Below are 21,345 nucleotides of genomic sequence, written 5' to 3'. Positions count from 1 at the left end.
GTGTTCCAAGTGACAATACTATGACATTCGTTACACCCCTCATGGATATGCCATTTGTGATATAATAAAAGAATCGCTTTTTTTGAGAATTACAGAAAAATCTTTGAAAGGAAGTGAAAGCACTTTGAAAACGTGGAAAGTCAATCTCATTGTGCTTTGGTTTGGACAATTCCTGGTCAATGCAGGCATGACCATGATTACGCCTTTTCTGTCGCTGTTTCTTGCCAGAGATCTGGGCGTTGTAGGTGAGCACGAAATTGGAATTTGGGCCGGATTTATTTTTGCAGCCAATTTCCTCACCTCTTTTTTGTTTCAGCCGCTCTGGGGCAAGTTGTCGGATAAATACGGACGAAAAATTATGCTGCTTCGCTCCGGCTTCGGTATGGCTGTTGTTATCGCATTGATGGGTCTCGTGCAAAACCCTTGGCAACTTCTCTTATTGCGCTTGCTGAACGGAACCATCTCTGGCTTCAACCCTGCAGCTGTTGCTCTGATCTCAGGCACAACGCCAAAGGATCGTATGGGGTTTGCGATGGGGATCAGCCAGTCCGGTCAGGTGGCAGGTACGATTTTGGGTCCACTTATTGGCGGCCTGCTTGCGGATGCGGTGGGGTTCCGTCCTATTTTCTACATTACAGGCGGGCTCATCTTTGTAGCTTCTATGCTTGCGATGTTCCTCGTAAGGGAGACGTTCGACCGTGAAAAAGCTGCCAAGTTGCCAGATCAATCGGTATTATCCGGTTTGAAGGAGCTTAGCAAATTACCTCAGCTGCCGGCACTATTCGCTGTGACGTTCCTGCTGCAATTTGCAATGATCAGTCCGATGTCGCTCTTGCCCATATATGTACAAAAACTGCATGGAACCGCAGTGGACGTAGCCTTCTGGGCAGGTATGGTCGGTGCAGTTACAGGGATATCCAATATGGCGATGTCTCCGGTACTCGGAAAACTCAGTGACCGGATTGGATCACACCGAGTCCTCACTTTTTCACTGATCGGAACCGGGATCATGCTTATTCCGCAAGCTTTCGTGCAAACGGTGTGGCAACTCATCCTTGTTCGCTTTGTGATGGGGATATTTATGGGCGGCTTGCTTCCAAGCGTAAACGCATTGATTCGGGGGTATTCCCCTGATAACATGATTAGCCGGGCATTCAGTTTTAACACAAGCACACTTGCTCTCGGTAATATGCTGGGCGCAGTCATTGGCGGATTCCTCGCCGGCTTCATAGGTATTGAGGGACTCTTTATCGTATCCGGCGGCCTACTATTGCTCAATATGGTATGGGTTCGATTCAAATTGTACAAAACACCTGTCCGTATGGAGGAATCAAAAACGACTTAAATGTTCTATAGGAACAGAAATATTGTAGAAGAGCATACCGTTCCACACACTCATCGCAAACCATAATAAGCATAAAAAGCCGCTTCAGCGCCATTCCTGGCCTGAGAGCGGCTTTTCTACTATACTCGTCGTTTATTGAATTGAATCGGATATTCCTTTACTCCAAATACAAAAGCGCTTTGAATCGGCTCCAGGGTCGTTTCAGGAGCTAAGTGTATCCGTTCCATACGCTGGAGTAAGGTATGCAACGCCACTCTTGCTTCCAGACGTGCCAGCGGTGCACCAAGGCAGAAATGAATTCCGAATCCAAATCCCATATGCCTGTTGGGTTTACGATTCGACACAAACTCATCTGCACGTTCAAACTGTACACTGTCGCGATTGGCAGCCCCAACCCAGGATATAACCTGCTCACCTGCCTTGATCGCCTTGCCTCCTAGTTCTATATCTTCCCTCGCAACACGTCCAATGGCTACAATCGGCGGATAATAACGCAGTGTCTCTTCTACGGCACTTGCCACCTTGTCCGGATGCTCACGCAACTCCTCTTGCAGTTCGGGTTGTTCAGATAGAATACGCACTGCATTTGCAATCAAATTGGTAGTTGTCTCGTTCCCTGCAGCCAGCAGGAGAATGCAAAAATTGACCACTTCTTCCTCCGTTAACTTCTCGCCCTCAATCTCCGCATCTAATAGCAAAGAGATAAGATCGTCTTGAGGCTTTAAACGACGCTGTTCCATAATGTCTGTGAAATAGGCATATAACTCCTGTATATTCTTCAGCTTTTCCTTCTCCAACTCTTGAAAAGCCTCTTCACTGTCATCACGTGCACCTTTCACAAGCACATCCGACCACTCTTTGAATTCACGCCGATCTGTAGCCGGAACACCAATCAGTTCAGCAATAACGATGACGGGTAGTGGCGTTGCAAGATCATCAATCAGGTTCATCCTTCCACCCGACAAGTGCGGAGCCAGCAGCTCATCCGTGATTTCCTGAATACGTGGTGCAAGAGCCTCTATCGCCTTGGGCGTAAACGCCTGATTGACCAAGTCACGAAGCTGTTTGTGCTTCGGTGGATCTGTCGTTAACATGCTGGTACCGGCACGGTTACGTTCAGAAGAGAACAGCTTAGGATTTTTTAACACATACTGCACATCTTCGTACCGAAAAACATCCCAGCATTCACGATGCTCATCATATCGGACTGGAGTGTTCTCACGAAGTTCTGCATACACCTGGAAGGGAGATAATTGGCGCTCCTTGTTGTGCAATTCCCGAATAGGAATGTAATTGGCATATTTTCGGGGTGCTTGTTTCATCGTGTTTCCTCCAATCATTAATATATATTTATTTACATATATGTTCCTATTCATTATAACCACAACTGGATAGGGATTCCAACTATTTCAGCGTAAATAAGTCTCTCGTCCCAGCGTATGCTACCAACTACCCTTGTAAATGTCGAAAGATAACTATGTTAATTTAGATAACATATAGTAATGGTTTTTCTACGATTTCCTCTTCTCTCACCTTTTAACTAAGAATATATAAAAATTTAAATTCAGCCATTTTCCCTATTAAATATCTGTTTATCTATTAAAAACATTGATTGTAAGCGTTATTTCTGTATGAATCTATGTTTGTTATATTATCTAACACCAAATATTATTATCTCAATCTACTTACATAAAAAAAGAGAATACCTCACACAAAAATTACTTGAAGGAGTGTATCAGCATGAAAAAATCATCTAACCTTCGCCCTTGGGCCGTATGGAGTACCGCTGCACTAACCGCACTAACCCTTTCTCTGTCTCCAATAGGAACTTATGCCGCTCAAGCCGCTACAGTTGAGGTTAAGGGTACAGTAGGCAATGTTCAGACCACCCCAGCAAGTCCTACACGTAACACTACGATCCCCGCTCTGCCTGAATCCTCCAAACAATCTTCACTTCCTAATGTGCTTGTAATCGGTACAGGTGGAACGATTGCAGGACAATCGGAAGACGCAACCAGCTTCCAAAACTATAAGGCCGGCACACTTCTTATTGCTGATATGGTCAAAGACTTGCCGGACAAACAGAAAATTGCGGATGTGAGCACACTTCAATTCGGCAATTCCGGTTCAGGCTCCTATACGATGGCTGACCTGTACGACTTGTCTCAAACTGTGGATAAAGCTCTCGCTCAATATGACAGCGTGGTAGTAACCACAGGTACAGATACGATGGAGGAAATTGCTTACTTCCTTGATATGACCGTACAAAGCGACAAACCTGTAATCATCACAGGTTCAATGCGACCTTGGACGGTCATTGGCTCTGATGCCCAAGCGAATCTCTACAATGCAATTAAGCTGGCTGGCAGCGGCCGCACGAAATCTTTTGGCACCGTCTTGATGCTGAATGATACGATTCAGCTTGCACGTGGGGTAACCAAAACCAACGACTACCGGACAGACACTTTTGAAACGCCAATGCTCGGTGCAGTGGGTTATATTGATGAAGAGAACATTCGGATTTATCGCGCTCCGGCTCGTGCTATGAAACCGGAGGGCACAGCGAAACCTGCATTTGACCTTAGCAAAATTACCAAAGCCGATCTTGCCAAAGTGGAGATCGCCATCTCTTATCAAGAAGCCGGCGGCGGAGCGATCGAAGGTTTTGTGAAAAATGGAGTGAAAGGCATTGTCACCTCAGGCACAGGGGCAGGCGGAATTTCCAGGGCAATGGGGCAAGCCCGTACGAAGGCTATTGAAGAAGGGGTTATTTTCGTCACGACAACCCGAACTGGTTCAGGCAGCGTGTATGGCGGAGGAAAAGGCATCATTGCCGGGGATAACCTCAGTCCACAGCAAGCAAGGATTCTTTTAATGCTCGGACTGTCTTTCAGTGATGATTTTGATACGATCAAAAAATGGTTCGAAACATATGGCACCCCAGAAGTATAAGTCATCGAAAAATAATTGCCAGATGTACGTAAAAAGGCCAAAGCAGAGGTTCATCCTGCTTTGGCCTTTTCCCCATCCTATTATCCTTTATAATGAATAATAGACAACATTCGGAAAGGAACATTAACACATATGGATTACTTTTTCCTCGAATCTCAGTATCCCCGCACTGGATTCATCAGCGGTGGCACAACCTTCACTCCCGAATTGCATACCAACTATTCGGCTATACATTATCCGTTGCCTGATCATACAAAGGCCGAGGTCGAACTTTTGTCATCGTTACGAAGCTTGAAGGTAGACTATTTCGAAACCATTACAGGTACCCGTATTGTATCGGACGCTTTCAAGTGAATTGTATGACACATGCAAAAGGCATAAATTAAAACTACATGTCACCACGATCTAATTTCACATTTAACTTGGCTTTCAAGCAGGCTTTCAACGGAGTTCAAATGATCTATTTCACCCAAGCCAGTGCCAAACCGTCATAGTCCGGAAGCATGGTTGTAACCAAACGCGGGTCACTTGCCATCTGCTCGTTGAAACGACGCACAGCAAGCACGGCCGGGCCTTGCTTGTCCGGATTAAGCGTGCGACCGCGCAGGAAACAGTTGTCCCCTACGATGACTGCACCTGGACGCGCAAGGCGAATTGCATAATCCAGATAAACCGGATAATTTTCCTTATCTGCGTCAATAAAGAAGAAATCAAAGGTACGTCCTTCCTGTGCCAGTTGCTCCAGACTGTCTGCCGCAGGCCCAATTCGGTACTCGACTTGACTGCCGAACCCACCTTCCTCCAAATGTCCACGAGCCATAGCCGCGTATTCTTCTTTCAGTTCTAGGGAAGTCAAGCGTCCCCCTTCGCTCAGCCCACGAGCAAGGCAGATGCCGCTGTAACCGCCGAGCACACCAATTTCGAGCACAGCCTCAGCTTTAGAGGTTTTGGCCAGAAAGGTGAGCAAGCGTCCATACGCCGCAGCCACCGAAACCTCCGGCATGCCATTCGCTCGAATGGCCTCTTTTACTTTTAACAAGAGCTCATCCTCTTGAAATAATTGATTTACATATTCGTCCGGGGTCAGATTCACCACGAAGTTCCTCCTTGCACATCTGGACTACTTTCCATATCAATGCCCCTAGACAGCTTTCTTTATAAATGCCTTGGATAGCTTTTCATATGGATGCCAATGTTTTATAATAAATGTTTGGTATCAACACAGTGTACTCTACGCACAAAAACGAATAATCTGCATTGATGTCTATGCGGTTAAGCCGCATTACTCATTGTAAGTTTTTTCACGGAAAGCGGCAAGGCCGCACCGTTACTATATTCGCCGCGGGAAGCTTACGCCAGCTGCGGCTTGAAATGGAGTTGAATGAATTCACATGGCTCGATTGCAATTGATTGCAACCTCCGCGATGGGACTTGAGGCCGTTGTTGCCCGGGAACTGAAACAGTTGGGGTATGAGGACGCTAGGGTCGATAATGGCCGGGTATTTTTCACAGGAGATTATATTGATATTTGTCGCTGTAACCTGTGGCTGAGAAGTTCGGATCGTGTGCTGGTTAATATGGGTGAATTCCCTGCAACCACATTTGATGAATTGTTTGAGGGCACCAAAGCACTACCGTGGGAAGAGTGGATTCCCGCAAACGGTGAATTTCCGGTTGAAGGACGATCACAGAAATCACAACTGAGCAGTGTGCCTGCTTCCCAAGGTATTGTCAAAAAGGCGATTGTTGAAAAACTGAAGCTGACGCATCACACTGAATGGTTCCCTGAAAATGGAGCCCGTTATGTGGTCGAAGTGATTCTGTTGAATGACCGCGCTCTGATTACACTGGATACAACAGGCCCAGGACTTCATAAACGCGGATACCGCAAACTTGTTACAGAAGCGCCACTGAAAGAAACACTGGCAGCTGCTCTGATTCAGCTTAGTCGTTGGAATGTTTCCCGCCCGTTCTACGATCCATGCTGCGGTTCAGGCACCATGCTGATTGAAGCCGCCATGATTGGATGGAATATCGCGCCAGGGCTTCGTCGTACATTTAACTCCGAGAACTGGGACGTGATTCCTGCTGAGCTTTGGGAACAAGCACGCGAGGAAGCATTTGATGCCGTGCGTGACGATGTACCTCTGCAAATTTCAGGTAGCGACATCGATCCTGAAGCGATTGAGGTTGCGCAAGCGGCGATCAAAAGTGCTGGCTTTGCCAAAGATATTGAAGTCAGTGTACTGCCAGCACACCGGGCCAGACCTCAAGGGGAATATGGGGTTATCATTACCAACCCACCTTATGGCGAACGTCTGAGTGAAGAAAAAGAAGTGCAGAAGTTGCTCCGTTCCCTTGGTCGCTCTTATCTAGATATGCCAACGTGGTCGTTTTTTGCCATCACCTCCACGAAAGCATTTGAAGAGTATTTCGGACATAAAGCGGACAAGCGTCGCAAACTGTTCAATGGACGGATTGAAACCCAGTACTATCAATATTTGGGGCCACTGCCACCGCGCAACAAAACACCGCAAGCTTAAAGATAATTATGGTTAAGCAACGCTCTGACCTTTACGGTTGGAGCGTTTTTCTTTTGTTTGATCACCGAACACCCAACAAAAGCAGACTTCCTACCTTATAAGAAGGCCTGTATGACAGGCGAGTATGAAGATGAGCATAGTTGAAATGCGAAGCGGTCACGCTATAATATATGAAGTCCTGTTTTACATTCCGTTAACAAAATAAATAACAATCTTTAATCTACAGCCTCATCCTCTCGAATCATGAACAAATACACAAAAAGGGGGAAACAAGATGGTTTTCAGTCAGCCTATGCGGAGTTCCAGAACGCTCGGGCTTCTGCGTCACCCATTGACGCTATATGTTATTTTCACAGTACTTATCCTGCTTAAACTGATGCTGCTGCATCACAATCTGCACGCGTATAACATCACCATGGGACTGCTCGACAAAGTGATTGCGATCGGCTCCTTGCTACTTCTGTCCTTCTGGGTCTGGTGGCTGCCTCGTAGGGGCATGGTTGCTGCACTTACGATCCTTCACTTATTTCTTACTGCACTCATCTATGCGGATATGGTCTATTATCGCTACTTTCAGGATTTCCTTACCATTCCTGTGCTCCTACAGGCACGACAGGTGGACGCACTCGGAGACAGCATTGCCACTTTAATCTATGCCCGTGATATATGGTTTTTTGCCGATTTGTTCATTGTTATTCCGTTTGCAGCCTTAATGCTGTTCAGTAGACGTTATCGCTCGGGTCAAGCGTCAGGGATGTACACAAGCAGTTCTATCGGTAGTTACGGCGGTTACTCTTTCACTTCCTCCACATCTCCTAAAAAGCGTCTCCGCCGCCGTCTGTTGGCAGGTGTCACAGCGCTCATTCTGGGATTGGGCCTTGGTGCCGGACCTATCTATTATTACAGCAAAACCTGGGCCAAAGGGCTGTTTGATAACAATTGGTGGAATGTATCCATGTACAACGTAACCGGATTACTCGCTTTTCACGGCTATGATACGTACTCTTATGTCAAAAATAATATGGGTTCCGGCCCCGAAGCTGATCCCGCCGATATCCAGGAGGTCAAAGCTTATTTTGCAGATCGACAAAAGTCAAGTGCAGGACAGAACAACCAGCCGTTATACGGAAAATATAAAGATAGCAACGTTATTATCGTGCAAGGCGAAGCCTTTATGAATTTTATGATTGGACAAAGCATTGGCGGGCAGGAAATCACCCCCCACTTCAATGAACTGATGAAAGAAAGCCAGTATTACAGCCACTTTTATCACCAGACTGGACAGGGAAGAACGTCAGATGCCGACTTCGGCGCCAACATCTCTCTGCACCCTCTTCCTGTAGGTTCAGCATTTGTACGATATGCAGACCATATGTACGATTCGTTGCCTTCCATTTTGAAGGATCATGGCTATAACACCAACGTATTTCACGCCTACGAGAGCGGGTTCTGGAACCGATATACGATGTATCAGAATATGAAATACGACAAGTTCTACAGCAAAAATGATTTCGTCGAAGATGACCCGCTTGGCTGGTCATTGTCAGATGTATCTTTTTTCCGGCAGTCCGTGGAGAAAATGAGCAATGAGGCGAAGGAACCTTTTTATTCATTCCTCATCACGCTTAGCAGTCATCACCCTTACGCCTCTCTGCCTAAAGAGAAACAGCAGCTGGATGTGGGTGAATTCCAAGGTACAATGTTCGGAAATTATCTGCAGTCTGTTCACTACGTGGATGCCGCAATCGGTGGTATGGTGGAAGATCTGAAGAATCGGGGGTTATGGGAAAAAACCATCTTTATGTTCTACGGTGACCATGACAGCTCGATTACCGACAAAGCTCTATATGAGAAATTTCTAGGCCGTAAGCTGAACGACCTTGATATGGCACAGATCATGAATGAGGTTCCACTGCTGGTACATTTACCAGACGGAGCTGAAGCCGGTACCTTTGATAAACCGTCAGGGCAGCTGGATATTACACCATCGGTGCTGCATTTGCTAGGGATATCGGATGAATCCTATTATCACATGGGAAACAATGTGTACAACGACACGGAACGTACGGTAGTGCTGCGTAACGGTTCGTTCACAGACAGTAAAGTGTTCTATATTCCATCAGATGATTACCTTTATGCAAACGGAGCCTGTTACGACCAATCCACTCACGAAAAGACGGATATCAACGCCTGCAAGGTCGGTTTTGAAACAGCTTCAAAACGTCTGCATGTGTCTGATACGCTCATTACCTACGATCTGATTCGTCAATTCCGTGAGGAAAAGGAACATCCAGCAGACGCAACCGAGAACTCTTCGAAAAAATAATCAGATACAGAAAAACGAAATACATGTCAGACACACTCTTTTATAAAGGAGCCTCATCTTATGTCATCTAACATTCATGCACACGATATCGAACAAAAACTTTATGATGCTGCTACCGAGTTCGTTAAAGAGCGGTACCCCCAAGGTTGGGGCGGGGCAGGTGCTGTATACACCGATGCTGGATCTCTGCTCATCAGCGTAGCCCCAGAGGTCATCAACGATGCAGTGCATCTTTGCATGGAAACAGGCGCTTATCTGGAAGCTCATAAATTAAATGAGCGGGTAACCCACTCTCTCTGCGTAGCGCGCGATGGCGAAAGTACCGGATTCAAAGTGCTTACACCTTGCGGAATCTGCCAGGAACGTCTCTTTTACTGGGGAGGGGACGTCAAAGCAGCTGTATACGATCCTTCCGGACAGCTTGTTTTCAAAACATTAAATGAGCTTCAACCAAACCATTGGACAAAGGCTTACTCGAACAAATAAACCCGAATAACTTGCGAAAATTCGAAAGTCGCTTTATAATTGTAACTGTAATAGTTTCAATTAGGAACATAATGGAGGTTTTAAACCAATGAATATTGAAGTATGGTCTGATTTCATGTGCCCTTTCTGTTATATCGGCAAACGCCGTCTAGAAAATGTACTGGAAAAATTCCCTCATCGGGATGAAGTGAAGTTACAATTTAAAAGCTTTGAGCTTGATCCTAACGCAGAAGAGAACAGCGGAAAAACAAATATAGACTATCTGACTTCCAAGTACAACATTAGTGAGGAACAAGCTCGCGGGATGAATGCACAGATGAATGCCAATGCTCGTACAGCAGGGCTCGAATATAATATTGATGCCATGATTCCAACAAACTCCTTTGCCGCTCACCGTCTGACCCACTGGGCAGATACTCAAGGTAAAGCACTTGATCTGAGTGAGCGTTTGTTCCACGCCATCTTTATTGAAGGCAAACACGCTGGTGATGCTCAAGTACTCGCTGATCTTGCTCAGGAGGTAGGTTTGGATCGCGAAGCTGCGATTGCCGTTCTGTCCAGCGATCAATATACCGATAACGTACGTGCTGACCAGGCAGAAGGCGCACAGCTCGGCATCCGGGGTGTTCCATTCTTCGTTCTCGATCGCAAATTTGCCGTTTCCGGAGCGCAGCCTGACGATGTCTTCCTGGATGCTCTCCAAAAAGCATGGGATGAACGCTCCCCGTTCACCATTGTTGAATCGAACGATACCGCATCAGATAGCAACGGTGTATGCACAGAAGAAGGTTGCGAGGTTCCTCAAAACAAACCTTCTAACTAACTTAAAAAGCAGCAGGATCATGGCTATGCTCATGACCTTGCTGCTTTTTAAGTTTACTGCCGCTGTCCCCCTCTACACACTAACAAACAACCTAAACAGAACAAAACGGAGAAGCGAAGCCCTCCGTTTTGTCACTGCCCTCGACCTCCGAAGCTACTTTTCCAAGTGACTCCCCCTATCAAACGTTGCTGCGGAGGGGACGAAATCGATTCTGTAGAAGCGGAGCGTTCGCCTTTGATTTCGAATTTCAAACCTTTAGAATCTTCAATCAAGGAAATTCGAAAACAACAGCGATCGAAAGAACGATTCGTCACCAGAGCTCTCACCAAACGTCGATATCATGTTCGATTCGTCACCGACGCTTCCTCCAACGTCCATACTTATTCAATTGGAAAATTAGCTTCGCCCTAATCCCAGAATAACTGATCCGGATGCGGCCCTGTGCGTTTGTCCGCATCCAATGCGTCAATCTGTCTCAGTTCATCTGGTGTCAATTCAAAATCAAAGATATCTGCATTCTCACGAATTCGTTCAGGTGTCACTGATTTTGGAATCGTCACAATCTGATTCTGGATGTCCCAGCGCAGAATGATCTGAGCCGGCGTTTTGCCGTACTTCTGAGCCAGTCCCTTGAGAGTTGAATCCTGATTCAGCTTACCCTTCATAATTGGGCTCCATGCCTCAAGTTGAATACCCTGAGCTCCGCAGAAATCCTGAAGTTCCTGCTGGATCAGTCCCGGATGTAGTTCCACCTGATTCACCGCAGGCACCGTACCACCTTCATCTATTAGATCGCGTAGATGATGTACCTGAAAGTTACTCACACCGATCGCACGCACACTTCCTTCGCTATACAGACGTTCAAAAGCTCTCCACGTCTCTTTATATTGATCCCGGCCTGGCCAGTGAATCAAATATAGATCAATGACATTTAAACCAAGCTTCTTCTGGCTGGCTTCAAACGCCCTAAGCGTCGAATCATAACCTTGATCATCATTCCAGAGCTTTGTTGTTACGAATAGTTCATTACGGGCCACACCACTACTCGCAATGGCTTGTCCCACTTCTTCCTCATTGCCATAAACAGACGCGGTATCAATGCTCCGATACCCTACTTCCAGAGCCGTCTCTACCGCCTGTTGCACTTCTTTTCCCTTCGCCTTATAAGTCCCGATTCCAAGCCATGGCATTGTCACTCCGTTGTTCAGAATTGTACAATCTGTAATATGTTTGGTCATCCTGTACCTCCCGTATTGATTTTTGCCTGCTCACGGTCTATTAACCTTCTGACAGAATTTTAAGCGCTGAAAAAAAACAAAAAAAGACCTGCAGACCATAACGGCCTGCAGGTTTGCGGTGTAACAGGAACGGTTTACTTCTTCCCTTGCCTGTGCTGATTCTGGAGTGAATGTAACCTTTTCTTCTCCTCAATGAACATTTCCTGTGCTAACTCGAAGCCCTGTCCACCCAGAGACAGCTCCGCCTGCTTCATCGCCTGCTCGGTGTGAGCCAGCCGTTGCTCTGCCTGCACGATGGTCTGTGCATTCGGATGGGACATGGCCTGGGAAACAGCATAATGAAGCTTGTTCACCGCATTTTGCGCCTGAGATACGGTTGTACTCGCTTGCAAACTGGAATCATAACGCTTGGGCATGAGTTATTCCTCCTCGGAATCATATTCCTGTCACCTTGTTAGCATGGATTGCACAAGCCAAGCTTATTCTTTTTTTCAAATTTTGTTCAAACTTTATGCTTCCAAGATACGTTAAAAGAACAGAAGCATTTAAGATCAAAAAAAACAGGAGGAATGCCACTTGAGTACAAAGGGGATTCGTTTAGGCCTCCTAACCGTTTCATTGCTATCCGTTCTGTTACTCCTATTTTTTATTGTTTGGACGCAGCGCCTCACGAACTCCACTTATGAGATCAAAGGATACGTCTCTTCAGCGCTGCATAGGGATATCCCCGTGCCTGCCAATGCTATACTCATTGAATCCGCAGCATATTCCGATCATCCCACACAATCTCGAAGCGAAACGTATGAACTGAAACACATCGGTGGTGAACAAGGACTATATCCGCCTGAAGATTATTTTCAAAAGTTACATGAGGCGGGTTGGACGGAACTAAAGGAGGAACGGATGGGCCATATTCATGTTCTAAATAAAGAAGAGGTTAGGATCGCCATTGAAATCCGGGAGGATACCTTCCAAATATTTTTGCTCCATTCGCATGAGAATCGTCATCAAAACTTGGGCTAAAACAAAATGAAACGCAAAAAGGAGAGGCTTCTGCCCCTCCTTTTCAGGTATATCGCATCGTTACTGCAAGTTCATTGCAAGTTGTCAAAACATCTTGCTATACGCTTACTTGATGAACTTGGAAACCTTCGTCAGCACTTCCTCTTCTGTTGGAGCACTGATGTATCGGCCATTGATGAAAACAAAAGCACGCTTCGCACACGGGCCGCAATAAGATTTACAACCGATCTTGACTTCTGTGCCTGGAGCCATCTTCTCCAGCTTAGGCACAATCGACTTCAATCGGATATGATTACATTTTTCGCATACGCGGATATCGTTAGCCATGAGTTCCCCTTCTTCGCTCCCTTAGTGGTCGCCGTGGTTGCCTTTGGATGGATTCGTGATCACAAATCCTTCTTGTGGCAAGTAGAGGTAATCAATTTTTACGCCATCGAGCATAGGTTGTCCATTTTCCAAAATAACGTCAATGCCCTTATCTGTAGATACTACAGTGTCATTATCTCCCGGCGTATCCAGGTCAAGTCCGTAATGCGCATGGTCTCCGTGTGCATGTGTAATCACAACACGCAATAGTTTACCTTCGTTCTCCGGCTTGTCCAGTTCAAGCTTCAACACTTTCGCTGCGTTACGAGTGATTTTGCAGTTCATTCAATTCATCTCCTATATTGTCATTGCTGGTTTCAACAATTTCAGCATTCATTTTAAACTCCAGCATCTATTGTAAAGAAAGTTACAACTAATCGCAATAACATTGATGCGAAAACAACATGAAGTTATATTTTCGGACACCAGCACAGGATATTTACGTTCAGCTCGGCTGACAAACCAATTCATCAGAATCAGGGTTATTAAACTTCGATTTACAAAGATAAAAAACGAGCGCCGCTTCAGCGCCCGTTCCAGTTATACGTCTGAACGATCGTTTCGTTTCATGCCTGCTGACTCGAAGCGCCCGCCTCACGCTCTCCATGGGATAACAATTCTGCCAGCAGCATGCCCACTTCCACGCAAATGTCATCAAATTGCTCCACAGGTAGCGGATTCACTCCCAGACCTACCTCTACAGTGAAGCCCGGCATGCCAAACGCTTGAATAAACCAATCTTTATACCCAGCATCACTACCACCAAGTTTTACCGCTTTATATCCGGATGCCTTTGCTAGCTTACGCGACAGCGGTGCACTCTCTCTCGGCTCCAGATCCCGATAATTCCAATAAATTTCTTGGCCTTGGCTGTGCAGGGATACAACTGTAGCAAATGAATGTTCCTGCGTCCACCGTGCAAGCGCCTGAGCCTCAGGTTCTGTTAACGGAGCCTTGCCCGCATAATCCCTTGGACCAGGCGAAAAAACACCCCTGCGCGCAACCTCCTCGTCCCAGTGAGCCGGAAACTGATCATTAAGATCCACACCTCTGATGTTCGCTTTCCAATGTGTAAAGTGTGGCCGCCCACCATTCCACGCAAGTAATTCAGAAGCATACTTATGATGATTCACTACGCCTTCCTGAACCAACTCCACACCGTCTGGATTCACCATGGGAACTGCCCACAAGGTCGTTTCTTGCATCCAGCGCTGCGGATCATAAGTGTGCCAATGCGAGTCCGAGGAATACGCCTCAGCATATTCTTCAATAAACCTCATGAGAACAGGCGTGGTTAACCATTCATTGGCGTGAACCGATGCATTAACATGGATATGGCGGGGGCCTTGCCCGATTCGCACATAGGGCAGTTTTTTTCCCATCACACTTGTACCGATCTCTCCCGATTCTACACAGGAATATTGCACTTCCAATCGCTGTATATCTCTGATCAATTCACGATATCCATATTCACCCTCAATGTTCACGATGGTTTTCCCACCAGCCTGAGGAATATATATACAGCAGCCACCCCAATCCTTCACCTTGGAGATTTCGGGATTCCTCTCACGAAGCTGGTCTTCCGATAATCCAAAACGTTCTGCCGTTTCCTGCACCGTTTCTCCCGGTGGCACTGCATATCTGCGCCCAGTTCCAGGCACCACACGCAGCATCTGACCCGCAAGCAAGTAAGGCTGCGCTGCAGCTTCGGGATTCAACGCACACAACAATGCTTTAGTCATACGATATGCCGAAGCAATTCGCGGTAACGTGTCACCTGTTTTCACGATAATCCATTGCAGTTCCATGTTGTTCTCCCTTCCACAGGTCTTATTCTCCCACTTGGGTTCTCGCCTACTCGGCTCTGTATTATCGTATGCGAGCACGGTTGTCCGTCATGTGACATCGTTCGCAGACTTCGATGTTAGATGTTCTAGCCGCCAGAGCAGACCAAGGTTACACCGTGCTCAGGAAAAATATAAAAGCCCGAACCTCTACAGGTCCGGGCACCGAAGCAAAATTACAAATATGAATGCGGCTTAAATCCTTTTTCCATTCCTACAAATGATGATTTCAAAGTCATTTCGTGACAGCAATTACGACAACTGCGTGACCTGCCAGACGACAGGTGTCTTGGAAATTTGCTCTCCCAGCCACTGCTTCGTAATATTCTGGAACATGCGTGGATCACCTGTACAGAAAAACTGATGCACAGGCGTTTCGTCTCCGCTTGCCAACTTGCGTTTATCATATAAGATGGTACTGATTTCTCTCGCTGTTTCATCGGCTGAACTGATGAGCTTTACATCCTGGCCCATAACATCCTGGATGGTATCCATCAGAAACGGATAATGAGTACAGCCAAGAATCAGGCAGTCAATAGGCTGTCCTTTAATATCTCCAAGCGCTTGGTCCACCGTATGCGTTGTATGTTCGGAACGAAATTCACCTTTCTCCACCAGCGGCACCAGTGCGGGACAAGCCTGACTGACCACATCCACATAAGGAGACAGCTGCTTGAGTGCGGACGTATACGCCCCACTTCCGATCGTTCCCACAGTACCAATGACACCAATCCGCCCCGTGCGTGTCGCCATAATGGCTGCCCTTGCACCAGGATGGATTACCCCAATAACAGGAACGTTCACCTTCGCACGGATATATTCCAGTGCGGCGGCTGTGGCCGTATTACAGGCGATCACGATCACTTTCGGATTAAACTGGATCAAAAAATCAACGATTTGCTCCGTAAATTGTTTCACTTGTTCGGACGAACGGGGTCCGTACGGTGTCCGGGCAGTGTCCCCAAAATAAATGATCTTTTCCCGCGGGAGCTGACGCATCACTTCCTTCGCAACGGTCAATCCCCCTACACCGGAGTCTAATATAGCAATAGCTTGCTGCACGAACACACCGCTTCCTTCTTCATTAAATTCATTCTGATCATGCATACCAAAAAAGCTTTCTACCTACCCTATGAAATTTCCGGCAAAAAGGTACCTACATCTTACCCGATTTCATCGCCGGGTTCAAATTTAAGGTTATAAATCCTGTTGTCATGCAGAGCATGAGCACACAACAAAGCAGGCTTTCCACCCGATTGGGGAAAGCCTGCTAAACCCGCATTGCTTAGTTTTCGTCTTTGGACTCATCGGTTGTAAGCTTCACAATATTTTCGTTCCCCTGCTCTACTGGCACCAATTTCAAACCTTGAGTTTGTACTGCATCCTCTGCTTGCTCTTGAACCTGGATCTCAGGCTGCACACGCCCCTGTACACCTTCAACTTTATCCGCATCTGCAATTGCAGCAGAAATCCGAATTTCTTTACCGTCCGAAGAACAACGCCAGGACTGGATATCCTTAATGACTACATCCGCCGTTTCCTTCACTTTCGATACGATCTGCGAGCTTTGCTCTCCCACTTTTACAGCCAATTCCTGACCTTTGTCTGTGACTTGACGTGCACCCTCGGTGATATCCTGACGCAATTCACGTCCTGATTTTGGTGCAAGCAGCAGTGCAGTGACCGAACCAACGACGGAGCCGATTAAAGCCCCCCACAACAAGCTTTTGTTCGAATCTTTCATGATGCATCTCTCCTTTTCATTGGATTAGACATCGGTTTATGAATCAACGATAGGATTTGTTCATCTGGGCCAATGCCTACTCTGTTCATGCATTATAAGCAAGATGGGCTTGGCCTGACACTCCAGATTGAAAAAAAACGGAACAAAAGCCGCTCCGGGTTAACATGCCCATCGTCTTCTTATTTTACCGGACTGCCTGAGGCGCAGGTACAGCATGCTCTTCTCCCGGATTCAGATCTACCACATATCGCCCTGGTGCAATTAAAGCAAACTGATGCTCACAGCGCCAGCGCTGTCCACCGGACGAGCCCAAGGTTTGACCATCCTGTAATACATCCCCCTGATCAAATATGTAATACGCAGCACCCAGCAGTGTCTGAGCCACTGTATCGGGGTCAAGTCCAGTAAAGTGACATTGCACATCAGGCACGCCAAGCGCAGATAAACCTACGGTATCCATAACCAGCTCTCGCTGTTGCTCCGTCCCCCCCGCTTGATACATCCGCACATTCATTGCGGCATAGAGATGCTCCTCGCGTTCCTGGGATTGCTTATAAGCTTCAGGTTCAACCAGTTTGTCACTGCCGTACCAGTAAAGCGCATCACAATTCAGCGTGTCCAATACAGCCAGCACCGTTTTCTGGAACAAGTCCAGACGCTGTTTACGCGGCATGGCAGCAGTAAACATATCATGAATCCGAAGCGAATATCGAGCAGAAGCTAAAGCTTGTCCCGCTTCAGGCCAATGCCAAGCTTGCTGCAAAGCCCCTCCAAAACGTGCACGCTCCACAATCTCATGTACGGGCAGGAAACAAGTCTGAGCAGGAATACTGCCTTCCTGGAAAGCCACTTTATGTGCCATATGGTAAAACACCAGCATCTCCTGTGTTCCCTGTTCCTTTTCCTCCTGCTTTACATCGAGTCTCCCTTGCCCCGTCCGATGAATGAGCGCCTCCTGTAAAACCTGCCGATTCACGTCCGGCTTTTCATTAAACAGGAACTCCACCATATAAACGGGATGAAAACCCGAAGACATCTCGTCGCTTTCCAGCTTTCCTTGATCTGTCCCTTTCGAATCTTTCTCCATACAACTTCCCTCATTCCTTACTCTGTCACTTGGCCTTCATTTCCCTGAAACGGTCCAAGTTCTTTTTCCACATAAGTGCTTACCTGGCCGGAGAACTGTTCAAGCACATCCGGCAAGGCTGCACTAAGTGAATTCAACACGGTTCGTTGCCAGCTGTAATAATCTTGCACAAGCGGTTTACGCAACGTAACAAGTTGACGCAAAACACCGTACGTTGATTCATCAAATACGTTCTCTTCATAATTAATCTGAATAATATCATCGTAACTGCTTGCATCTCTCATAATGAAACCATCAATGAGATAACTGCCCACATCAGTCACAATCTCAATGGCAAGATGCAGACAACGTTCCTGCACCATCCCCAATACCAGACCACCATCCCAGGCCTGTACAACCTGCCGAAGCCCTTCAGCAACTTCCGGTATCGCATCAAGCCGGCGAGCGATCTGCTCCCTGTTCACATAATACATTCATTCACTTCCCGTTCAGTGAGTTATCGGTTTCGTTTTCCTCTGCGCTTAAGCCAGAAGATCATGACAGGGCAAGCGATCAGAAACACAACAAAAATATATAAAAATTCCATAACGTCTCTTAAATCGCTCATGAAGATTCCCCTTCAAATCCAGAATATAATGTGTAAAACCTTAGATCACATAGTCAACAGCAATGGATTGTTCTCTGACTTCATTCATATACTTGATGACATCCTGATGGAGCGGGTGAACCTGATACGCTTGAAGATCTTCCAGCGAAGCAAATTCCGCCGTCAGTGAAATGTCAAACGATCTGTCCGAGCGCAGAACATCGATACCTACCTCAAGCGACATGAGAACATCAATCTTACCTTCCAGATTACGCAGAACCTGGGCGGCGGCCTCAATACTTTCTGCGGAACGATCTTTCATTTTGAACAGGACAATATGCTTAATCATCTGGGCAAACACCTCGTTTGAATTAATAACTAGAACCTATTAGCTATGTTTCGTGTATCCAAAATATATCATATCACCGTCTAATACGAAAGGATGCATTGTATGCGTTTCCCGAACTGTGATAATAAATCTAATGCTGATCCTTGGTTAATTTCGACTTATCCGACGTATCAGAGGACACTCCCCCATCCTCAGGCTCCTTCTCCTCACCTTGCACGGTTTGAACATCTTCTTTTGTTTGAACGTCTTCTTTCACGGAGGAAGGGCTAGCAGAAGTTGGCTGAGGCATGTTCCATTCCCGGTCAGGCAGACTATTCTGTTCCTCTTGTTTCTTAAGTACTGCGATAGCCTGTCTGAGCTTGGTAGGTAAAGGCAGTCCAATCCTAGCATAATTCTCTGTTATTGAGATTAGTTCATTGACCAAGTAAAAATAAATAGCTCCTCCCTTAATAATATCGGTTCCCATAATCAGATCAATACGGTGAGCAAGCAGAACAACGGTCAGCATTAGCCCTTTTCGCGCAAGTCCCCAGAAGCCGATGTTACTGTTCAATCCCGTTCCCGTTCTCACCGCCGCCGCCAGACCTGTAACATAATCAATGGCCATTGCGATCGCAAGCAGACTAAGCAGCTGATCCCACCCGCCAAAAGCGAACGTCACAACCGCTCCCGAAATAGCAGTAACCGAACTCACCGCTGGGCTCACGTTCCTCACCTCTCCCTTGTTCTTTCTTGGTTTGAGCACCCTACAATATATGTGAGAATGAGAGATTGTGACCGTTCATCTGTCTTGCTGAACATGCGGATTTATCATTTCAGATTTGTGCACCTTTTTGGGTTGAACACCAAAAGCAGATTCACAAATAGAGTGAGAGTTCAGGTGGAAAACAGCATGAAATCAACAAAAACAACACAAAAGTTCTAAAGACCCAGTAATAGGTATATAGAACTAATTAATTTGTGATCTCGTACAATTCATTCCATCTTTTTTAGTGAATCATTGTAATCTAGGAATATACTAGGATGTGTTTCGCAAGAGGTCTAGTTCATAGTTCCCTCTTTCATGTAGAATGACGCACAAGCGGTTTTCAAACCAGTAATTGCGGCACTTGAAAGTACCCCTTTATTTATTGTAGTATTTGGTTAAAAAAATCGGAGGAAATATGCCTAATCAACCAGAACAACATTCCATCCAGGCGTGGTCTCTGATCAACCGTAAATATTTGGGAAAAGGTGTCCGTGTTAAACGGTTCCGCAAACCGACACGCTGTCAAATCCGCAATCGTGTTCTTCTTGCCGTGCTGATGGCCAACGATATTAAATTGTCTCAGCTCGCTGAAGACCTCTCGATCTCCTCACGCAGTGTAAGCGCGTGGGTGTATGAAGGGCGAATACCCGGCAGTACCAATCTGGACAAGACCTGTCAGTTGCTAGGCTACCCGCGCCATATTCTTTTTAATGAAGAGGTTGTGCGCAATAGTCCTGTCATCTGTCAACCTGAGCCTTCCCGCTTTATGAAGCGGACGGTAACCCGCTCTCCAGTGAGTAACCGTATTTTGACCGGCCTGTGTATGGTCCATGATTTGTCGGTGACAGATGTCAGCCACTGGATCGGGGTTCATCCCGGCACTTTCCGCAAATGGCTGCATCAGGGGACGCTGCCTTCTGCCGCGTTTCAGGAACAAGCGGAACAATTTTTCCGCATCCCGAAAACTATTCTGTTCGCAGATGTCATTCTTAAGGATCGTCGAAATCAATAAAACAGTGAACAGCCAATAGGCTCTGCGCCCCTCTCGGGGGCCAGAGCCTATTTAAATTGGATACGCCAGAATGATGAACGATGCATAATTCACCTAAAAAAACTACAAAATGAAACTGTACAGCGAACGAATCATTACATTACATAAATGTTGGATACGTACGCAAACAACCAACTATCCTGATCCAAAAATGAACCACTCCATACTTTTATTTTAGAAGCAGGTGAATAAAATGAAAACTTCCAAACATCTGGGGATCGCCTTGGGCTTTCTCGCAGGAACCACCTTTGGCAGCGGAATCGCGTTTCTGTTTCGTTTCTCCCCTGTTCAGTTAATGCTTAGTGTTGCTCTATGCGGTTTAGCTGGTATTCTTTCAGGTTTGCTGACCAGTAAAATTTGGTATAACCGGATTCAGGAACGTTAATTTCATCTAACGCGGTCCTACACTGTACTACACAGCAGGTAACGAATCCCTAACTTCTGCTCAGCCCTCTCCCTTAACAAAGAAAAGCAAACAAAAAAAAGGCTTGTACACTTCCCAACCGGGCAACGTACAAACCTTTTTTTGTTATGCGGTCGAGAGGACTCGAACCTCCACGGGGGGTTAGCCCACACGGACCTGAACCGTGCGCGTCTGCCAATTCCGCCACGACCGCATATTATGTATCTCTTCATCATCGATGAAAAGCATTCCGGTGAAGCAATTCCTTGTTTTACCGTAATTCAGAGTATACATGCTTCAAATTTATAATGCAACAACTTTTTTCAACCCTATAGAGGGACATATGTCCTTTTTTCACTAATCCAAACCGGCTATGTTTATCAATAGAAATTTCATACTGAAATAAAGCATATAAACCAACGAAGGAGTCT

22 protein-coding genes, 1 tRNA gene and 1 pseudogene are annotated in these 21,345 nt (G+C 46.3%); 10 read left to right on the top strand and 14 right to left on the bottom strand.

Annotated features, from left to right (window positions below):
• The first annotated feature begins 124 nt into the window (after positions 1 to 124).
• Positions 125 to 1,345, top strand: coding sequence for an MFS transporter (locus tag EC604_RS11245; protein WP_123064269.1), 1,221 nt, complete (start codon positions 125 to 127; stop codon positions 1,343 to 1,345).
• Positions 1,346 to 1,464: 119 nt separating this feature from the next.
• Here the strand turns inward: EC604_RS11245 and EC604_RS11240 are convergent, their stop codons facing one another.
• Positions 1,465 to 2,667 (bottom strand): cytochrome P450, encoded by a 1,203-nt coding sequence (locus EC604_RS11240; RefSeq protein ID WP_123064268.1) that lies wholly within the window; start codon positions 2,665 to 2,667, stop codon positions 1,465 to 1,467.
• Positions 2,668 to 3,085: 418 nt separating this feature from the next.
• Between EC604_RS11240 and EC604_RS11235 the strand changes: the two genes are divergently transcribed.
• A complete protein-coding gene (locus EC604_RS11235) occupies positions 3,086 to 4,297 on the top strand; it encodes an asparaginase (RefSeq protein WP_123064267.1) in 1,212 nt (403 codons plus the stop codon).
• 132 nt (positions 4,298 to 4,429) lie between these two features.
• The gene (locus EC604_RS29720) at positions 4,430 to 4,651 is read left to right on the top strand and encodes a hypothetical protein (RefSeq protein ID WP_151458069.1); all 222 of its coding nucleotides are present in this window, start codon (positions 4,430 to 4,432) and stop codon (positions 4,649 to 4,651) included.
• A 106-nt stretch (positions 4,652 to 4,757) separates the two neighbouring features.
• Here EC604_RS29720 and EC604_RS11230 read toward each other — a convergent pair whose 3' ends face one another.
• A complete protein-coding gene (locus tag EC604_RS11230; protein ID WP_123064511.1) occupies positions 4,758 to 5,390 on the bottom strand; it encodes an O-methyltransferase in 633 nt (210 codons plus the stop codon).
• 298 nt (positions 5,391 to 5,688) lie between these two features.
• Between EC604_RS11230 and EC604_RS11225 the strand changes: the two genes are divergently transcribed.
• The 4 genes from EC604_RS11225 (at position 5,689) to EC604_RS11210 (ending at position 10,475) form a co-directional block, all read left to right on the top strand.
• A complete protein-coding gene (locus tag EC604_RS11225) occupies positions 5,689 to 6,840 on the top strand; it encodes a THUMP domain-containing class I SAM-dependent RNA methyltransferase (protein WP_123064266.1) in 1,152 nt (383 codons plus the stop codon).
• Positions 6,841 to 7,114: 274 nt separating this feature from the next.
• Positions 7,115 to 9,166, top strand: a complete 2,052-nt coding sequence (locus EC604_RS11220; RefSeq protein ID WP_123064265.1) for an LTA synthase family protein — start codon at positions 7,115 to 7,117, stop codon at positions 9,164 to 9,166.
• Between the two features lie 60 nt (positions 9,167 to 9,226).
• Positions 9,227 to 9,652, top strand: a complete 426-nt coding sequence (locus EC604_RS11215) for a cytidine deaminase (protein WP_123064264.1) — start codon at positions 9,227 to 9,229, stop codon at positions 9,650 to 9,652.
• An 88-nt stretch (positions 9,653 to 9,740) separates the two neighbouring features.
• Positions 9,741 to 10,475: a DsbA family oxidoreductase gene (locus EC604_RS11210; RefSeq protein ID WP_123064263.1), complete on the top strand. Its 735-nt coding sequence runs from the start codon at positions 9,741 to 9,743 to the stop codon at positions 10,473 to 10,475.
• A gap of 407 nt (positions 10,476 to 10,882) precedes the next feature.
• Here the strand turns inward: EC604_RS11210 and EC604_RS11205 are convergent, their stop codons facing one another.
• Both EC604_RS11205 and EC604_RS11200 read right to left on the bottom strand, forming a co-directional pair.
• The gene (locus EC604_RS11205) at positions 10,883 to 11,713 is read right to left on the bottom strand and encodes an aldo/keto reductase (RefSeq protein WP_123064262.1); all 831 of its coding nucleotides are present in this window, start codon (positions 11,711 to 11,713) and stop codon (positions 10,883 to 10,885) included.
• Between the two features lie 134 nt (positions 11,714 to 11,847).
• Positions 11,848 to 12,129 carry a hypothetical protein gene (locus EC604_RS11200; RefSeq protein WP_123064261.1) on the bottom strand — a complete coding sequence of 94 codons (282 nt, stop codon included), beginning with the start codon at positions 12,127 to 12,129 and terminating at the stop codon, positions 11,848 to 11,850.
• Between the two features lie 160 nt (positions 12,130 to 12,289).
• On the opposite strand from EC604_RS11200, the gene EC604_RS11195 reads away from it, so the two are divergent.
• Positions 12,290 to 12,736 carry a hypothetical protein gene (locus EC604_RS11195; protein ID WP_123064260.1) on the top strand — a complete coding sequence of 149 codons (447 nt, stop codon included), beginning with the start codon at positions 12,290 to 12,292 and terminating at the stop codon, positions 12,734 to 12,736.
• Positions 12,737 to 12,841: 105 nt separating this feature from the next.
• On the opposite strand, the gene EC604_RS11190 is transcribed toward EC604_RS11195, so the two are convergent.
• From EC604_RS11190 to EC604_RS11150, 9 genes and pseudogenes are all read right to left on the bottom strand, one after another.
• Positions 12,842 to 13,063 carry a DUF1450 domain-containing protein gene (locus EC604_RS11190; RefSeq protein ID WP_123064259.1) on the bottom strand — a complete coding sequence of 74 codons (222 nt, stop codon included), beginning with the start codon at positions 13,061 to 13,063 and terminating at the stop codon, positions 12,842 to 12,844.
• 21 nt (positions 13,064 to 13,084) lie between these two features.
• On the bottom strand, positions 13,085 to 13,387 hold the full coding sequence (locus tag EC604_RS11185; protein ID WP_090920458.1) for a heme biosynthesis protein HemY: 303 nt from the start codon (positions 13,385 to 13,387) through the stop codon (positions 13,085 to 13,087).
• Positions 13,388 to 13,668: 281 nt separating this feature from the next.
• A complete protein-coding gene (locus EC604_RS11180) occupies positions 13,669 to 14,910 on the bottom strand; it encodes a M14 family metallopeptidase (RefSeq protein ID WP_429350604.1) in 1,242 nt (413 codons plus the stop codon).
• A gap of 288 nt (positions 14,911 to 15,198) precedes the next feature.
• Complete coding sequence (gene racE, locus EC604_RS11175; RefSeq protein ID WP_123064509.1) at positions 15,199 to 16,008, bottom strand: glutamate racemase; 810 nt, start codon at positions 16,006 to 16,008, stop codon at positions 15,199 to 15,201.
• A 223-nt stretch (positions 16,009 to 16,231) separates the two neighbouring features.
• The gene (locus EC604_RS30985; protein ID WP_123064258.1) at positions 16,232 to 16,690 is read right to left on the bottom strand and encodes a YtxH domain-containing protein; all 459 of its coding nucleotides are present in this window, start codon (positions 16,688 to 16,690) and stop codon (positions 16,232 to 16,234) included.
• A gap of 184 nt (positions 16,691 to 16,874) precedes the next feature.
• Entirely contained in the window at positions 16,875 to 17,777 is a 903-nt protein-coding gene (locus EC604_RS11165; RefSeq protein WP_123064257.1) for a DUF4261 domain-containing protein, read from the bottom strand.
• Positions 17,778 to 17,794: 17 nt separating this feature from the next.
• Positions 17,795 to 18,250, bottom strand: coding sequence for a DUF86 domain-containing protein (locus tag EC604_RS11160; RefSeq protein ID WP_123064256.1), 456 nt, complete (start codon positions 18,248 to 18,250; stop codon positions 17,795 to 17,797).
• Positions 18,251 to 18,424: 174 nt separating this feature from the next.
• A complete protein-coding gene (locus EC604_RS11155; RefSeq protein WP_123064255.1) occupies positions 18,425 to 18,712 on the bottom strand; it encodes a Dabb family protein in 288 nt (95 codons plus the stop codon).
• 298 nt (positions 18,713 to 19,010) lie between these two features.
• Positions 19,011 to 19,427 (bottom strand): annotated as a pseudogene (locus EC604_RS11150) (phage holin family protein); the annotation flags it as partial.
• Between the two features lie 448 nt (positions 19,428 to 19,875).
• Between EC604_RS11150 and EC604_RS11145 the strand changes: the two are divergent.
• Together EC604_RS11145 and EC604_RS11140 are read left to right on the top strand one after the other, a co-directional pair.
• Entirely contained in the window at positions 19,876 to 20,472 is a 597-nt protein-coding gene (locus EC604_RS11145) for a helix-turn-helix domain-containing protein (RefSeq protein WP_090920440.1), read from the top strand.
• Positions 20,473 to 20,704: 232 nt separating this feature from the next.
• Complete coding sequence (locus EC604_RS11140) at positions 20,705 to 20,896, top strand: hypothetical protein (RefSeq protein WP_123064253.1); 192 nt, start codon at positions 20,705 to 20,707, stop codon at positions 20,894 to 20,896.
• 147 nt (positions 20,897 to 21,043) lie between these two features.
• Here the strand turns inward: EC604_RS11140 and EC604_RS11135 are convergent.
• Positions 21,044 to 21,128: transfer RNA gene (locus EC604_RS11135), tRNA-Leu, on the bottom strand.
• Between the last annotated feature and the right edge of the window lie 217 nt (positions 21,129 to 21,345).

Origin of the sequence: Paenibacillus amylolyticus, from assembly GCF_003719335.1 — a bacterium.
Lineage (GTDB): Bacteria > Bacillota > Bacilli > Paenibacillales > Paenibacillaceae > Paenibacillus > Paenibacillus amylolyticus_D.
This window is presented reverse-complemented; position numbering and strand designations above follow the sequence as displayed.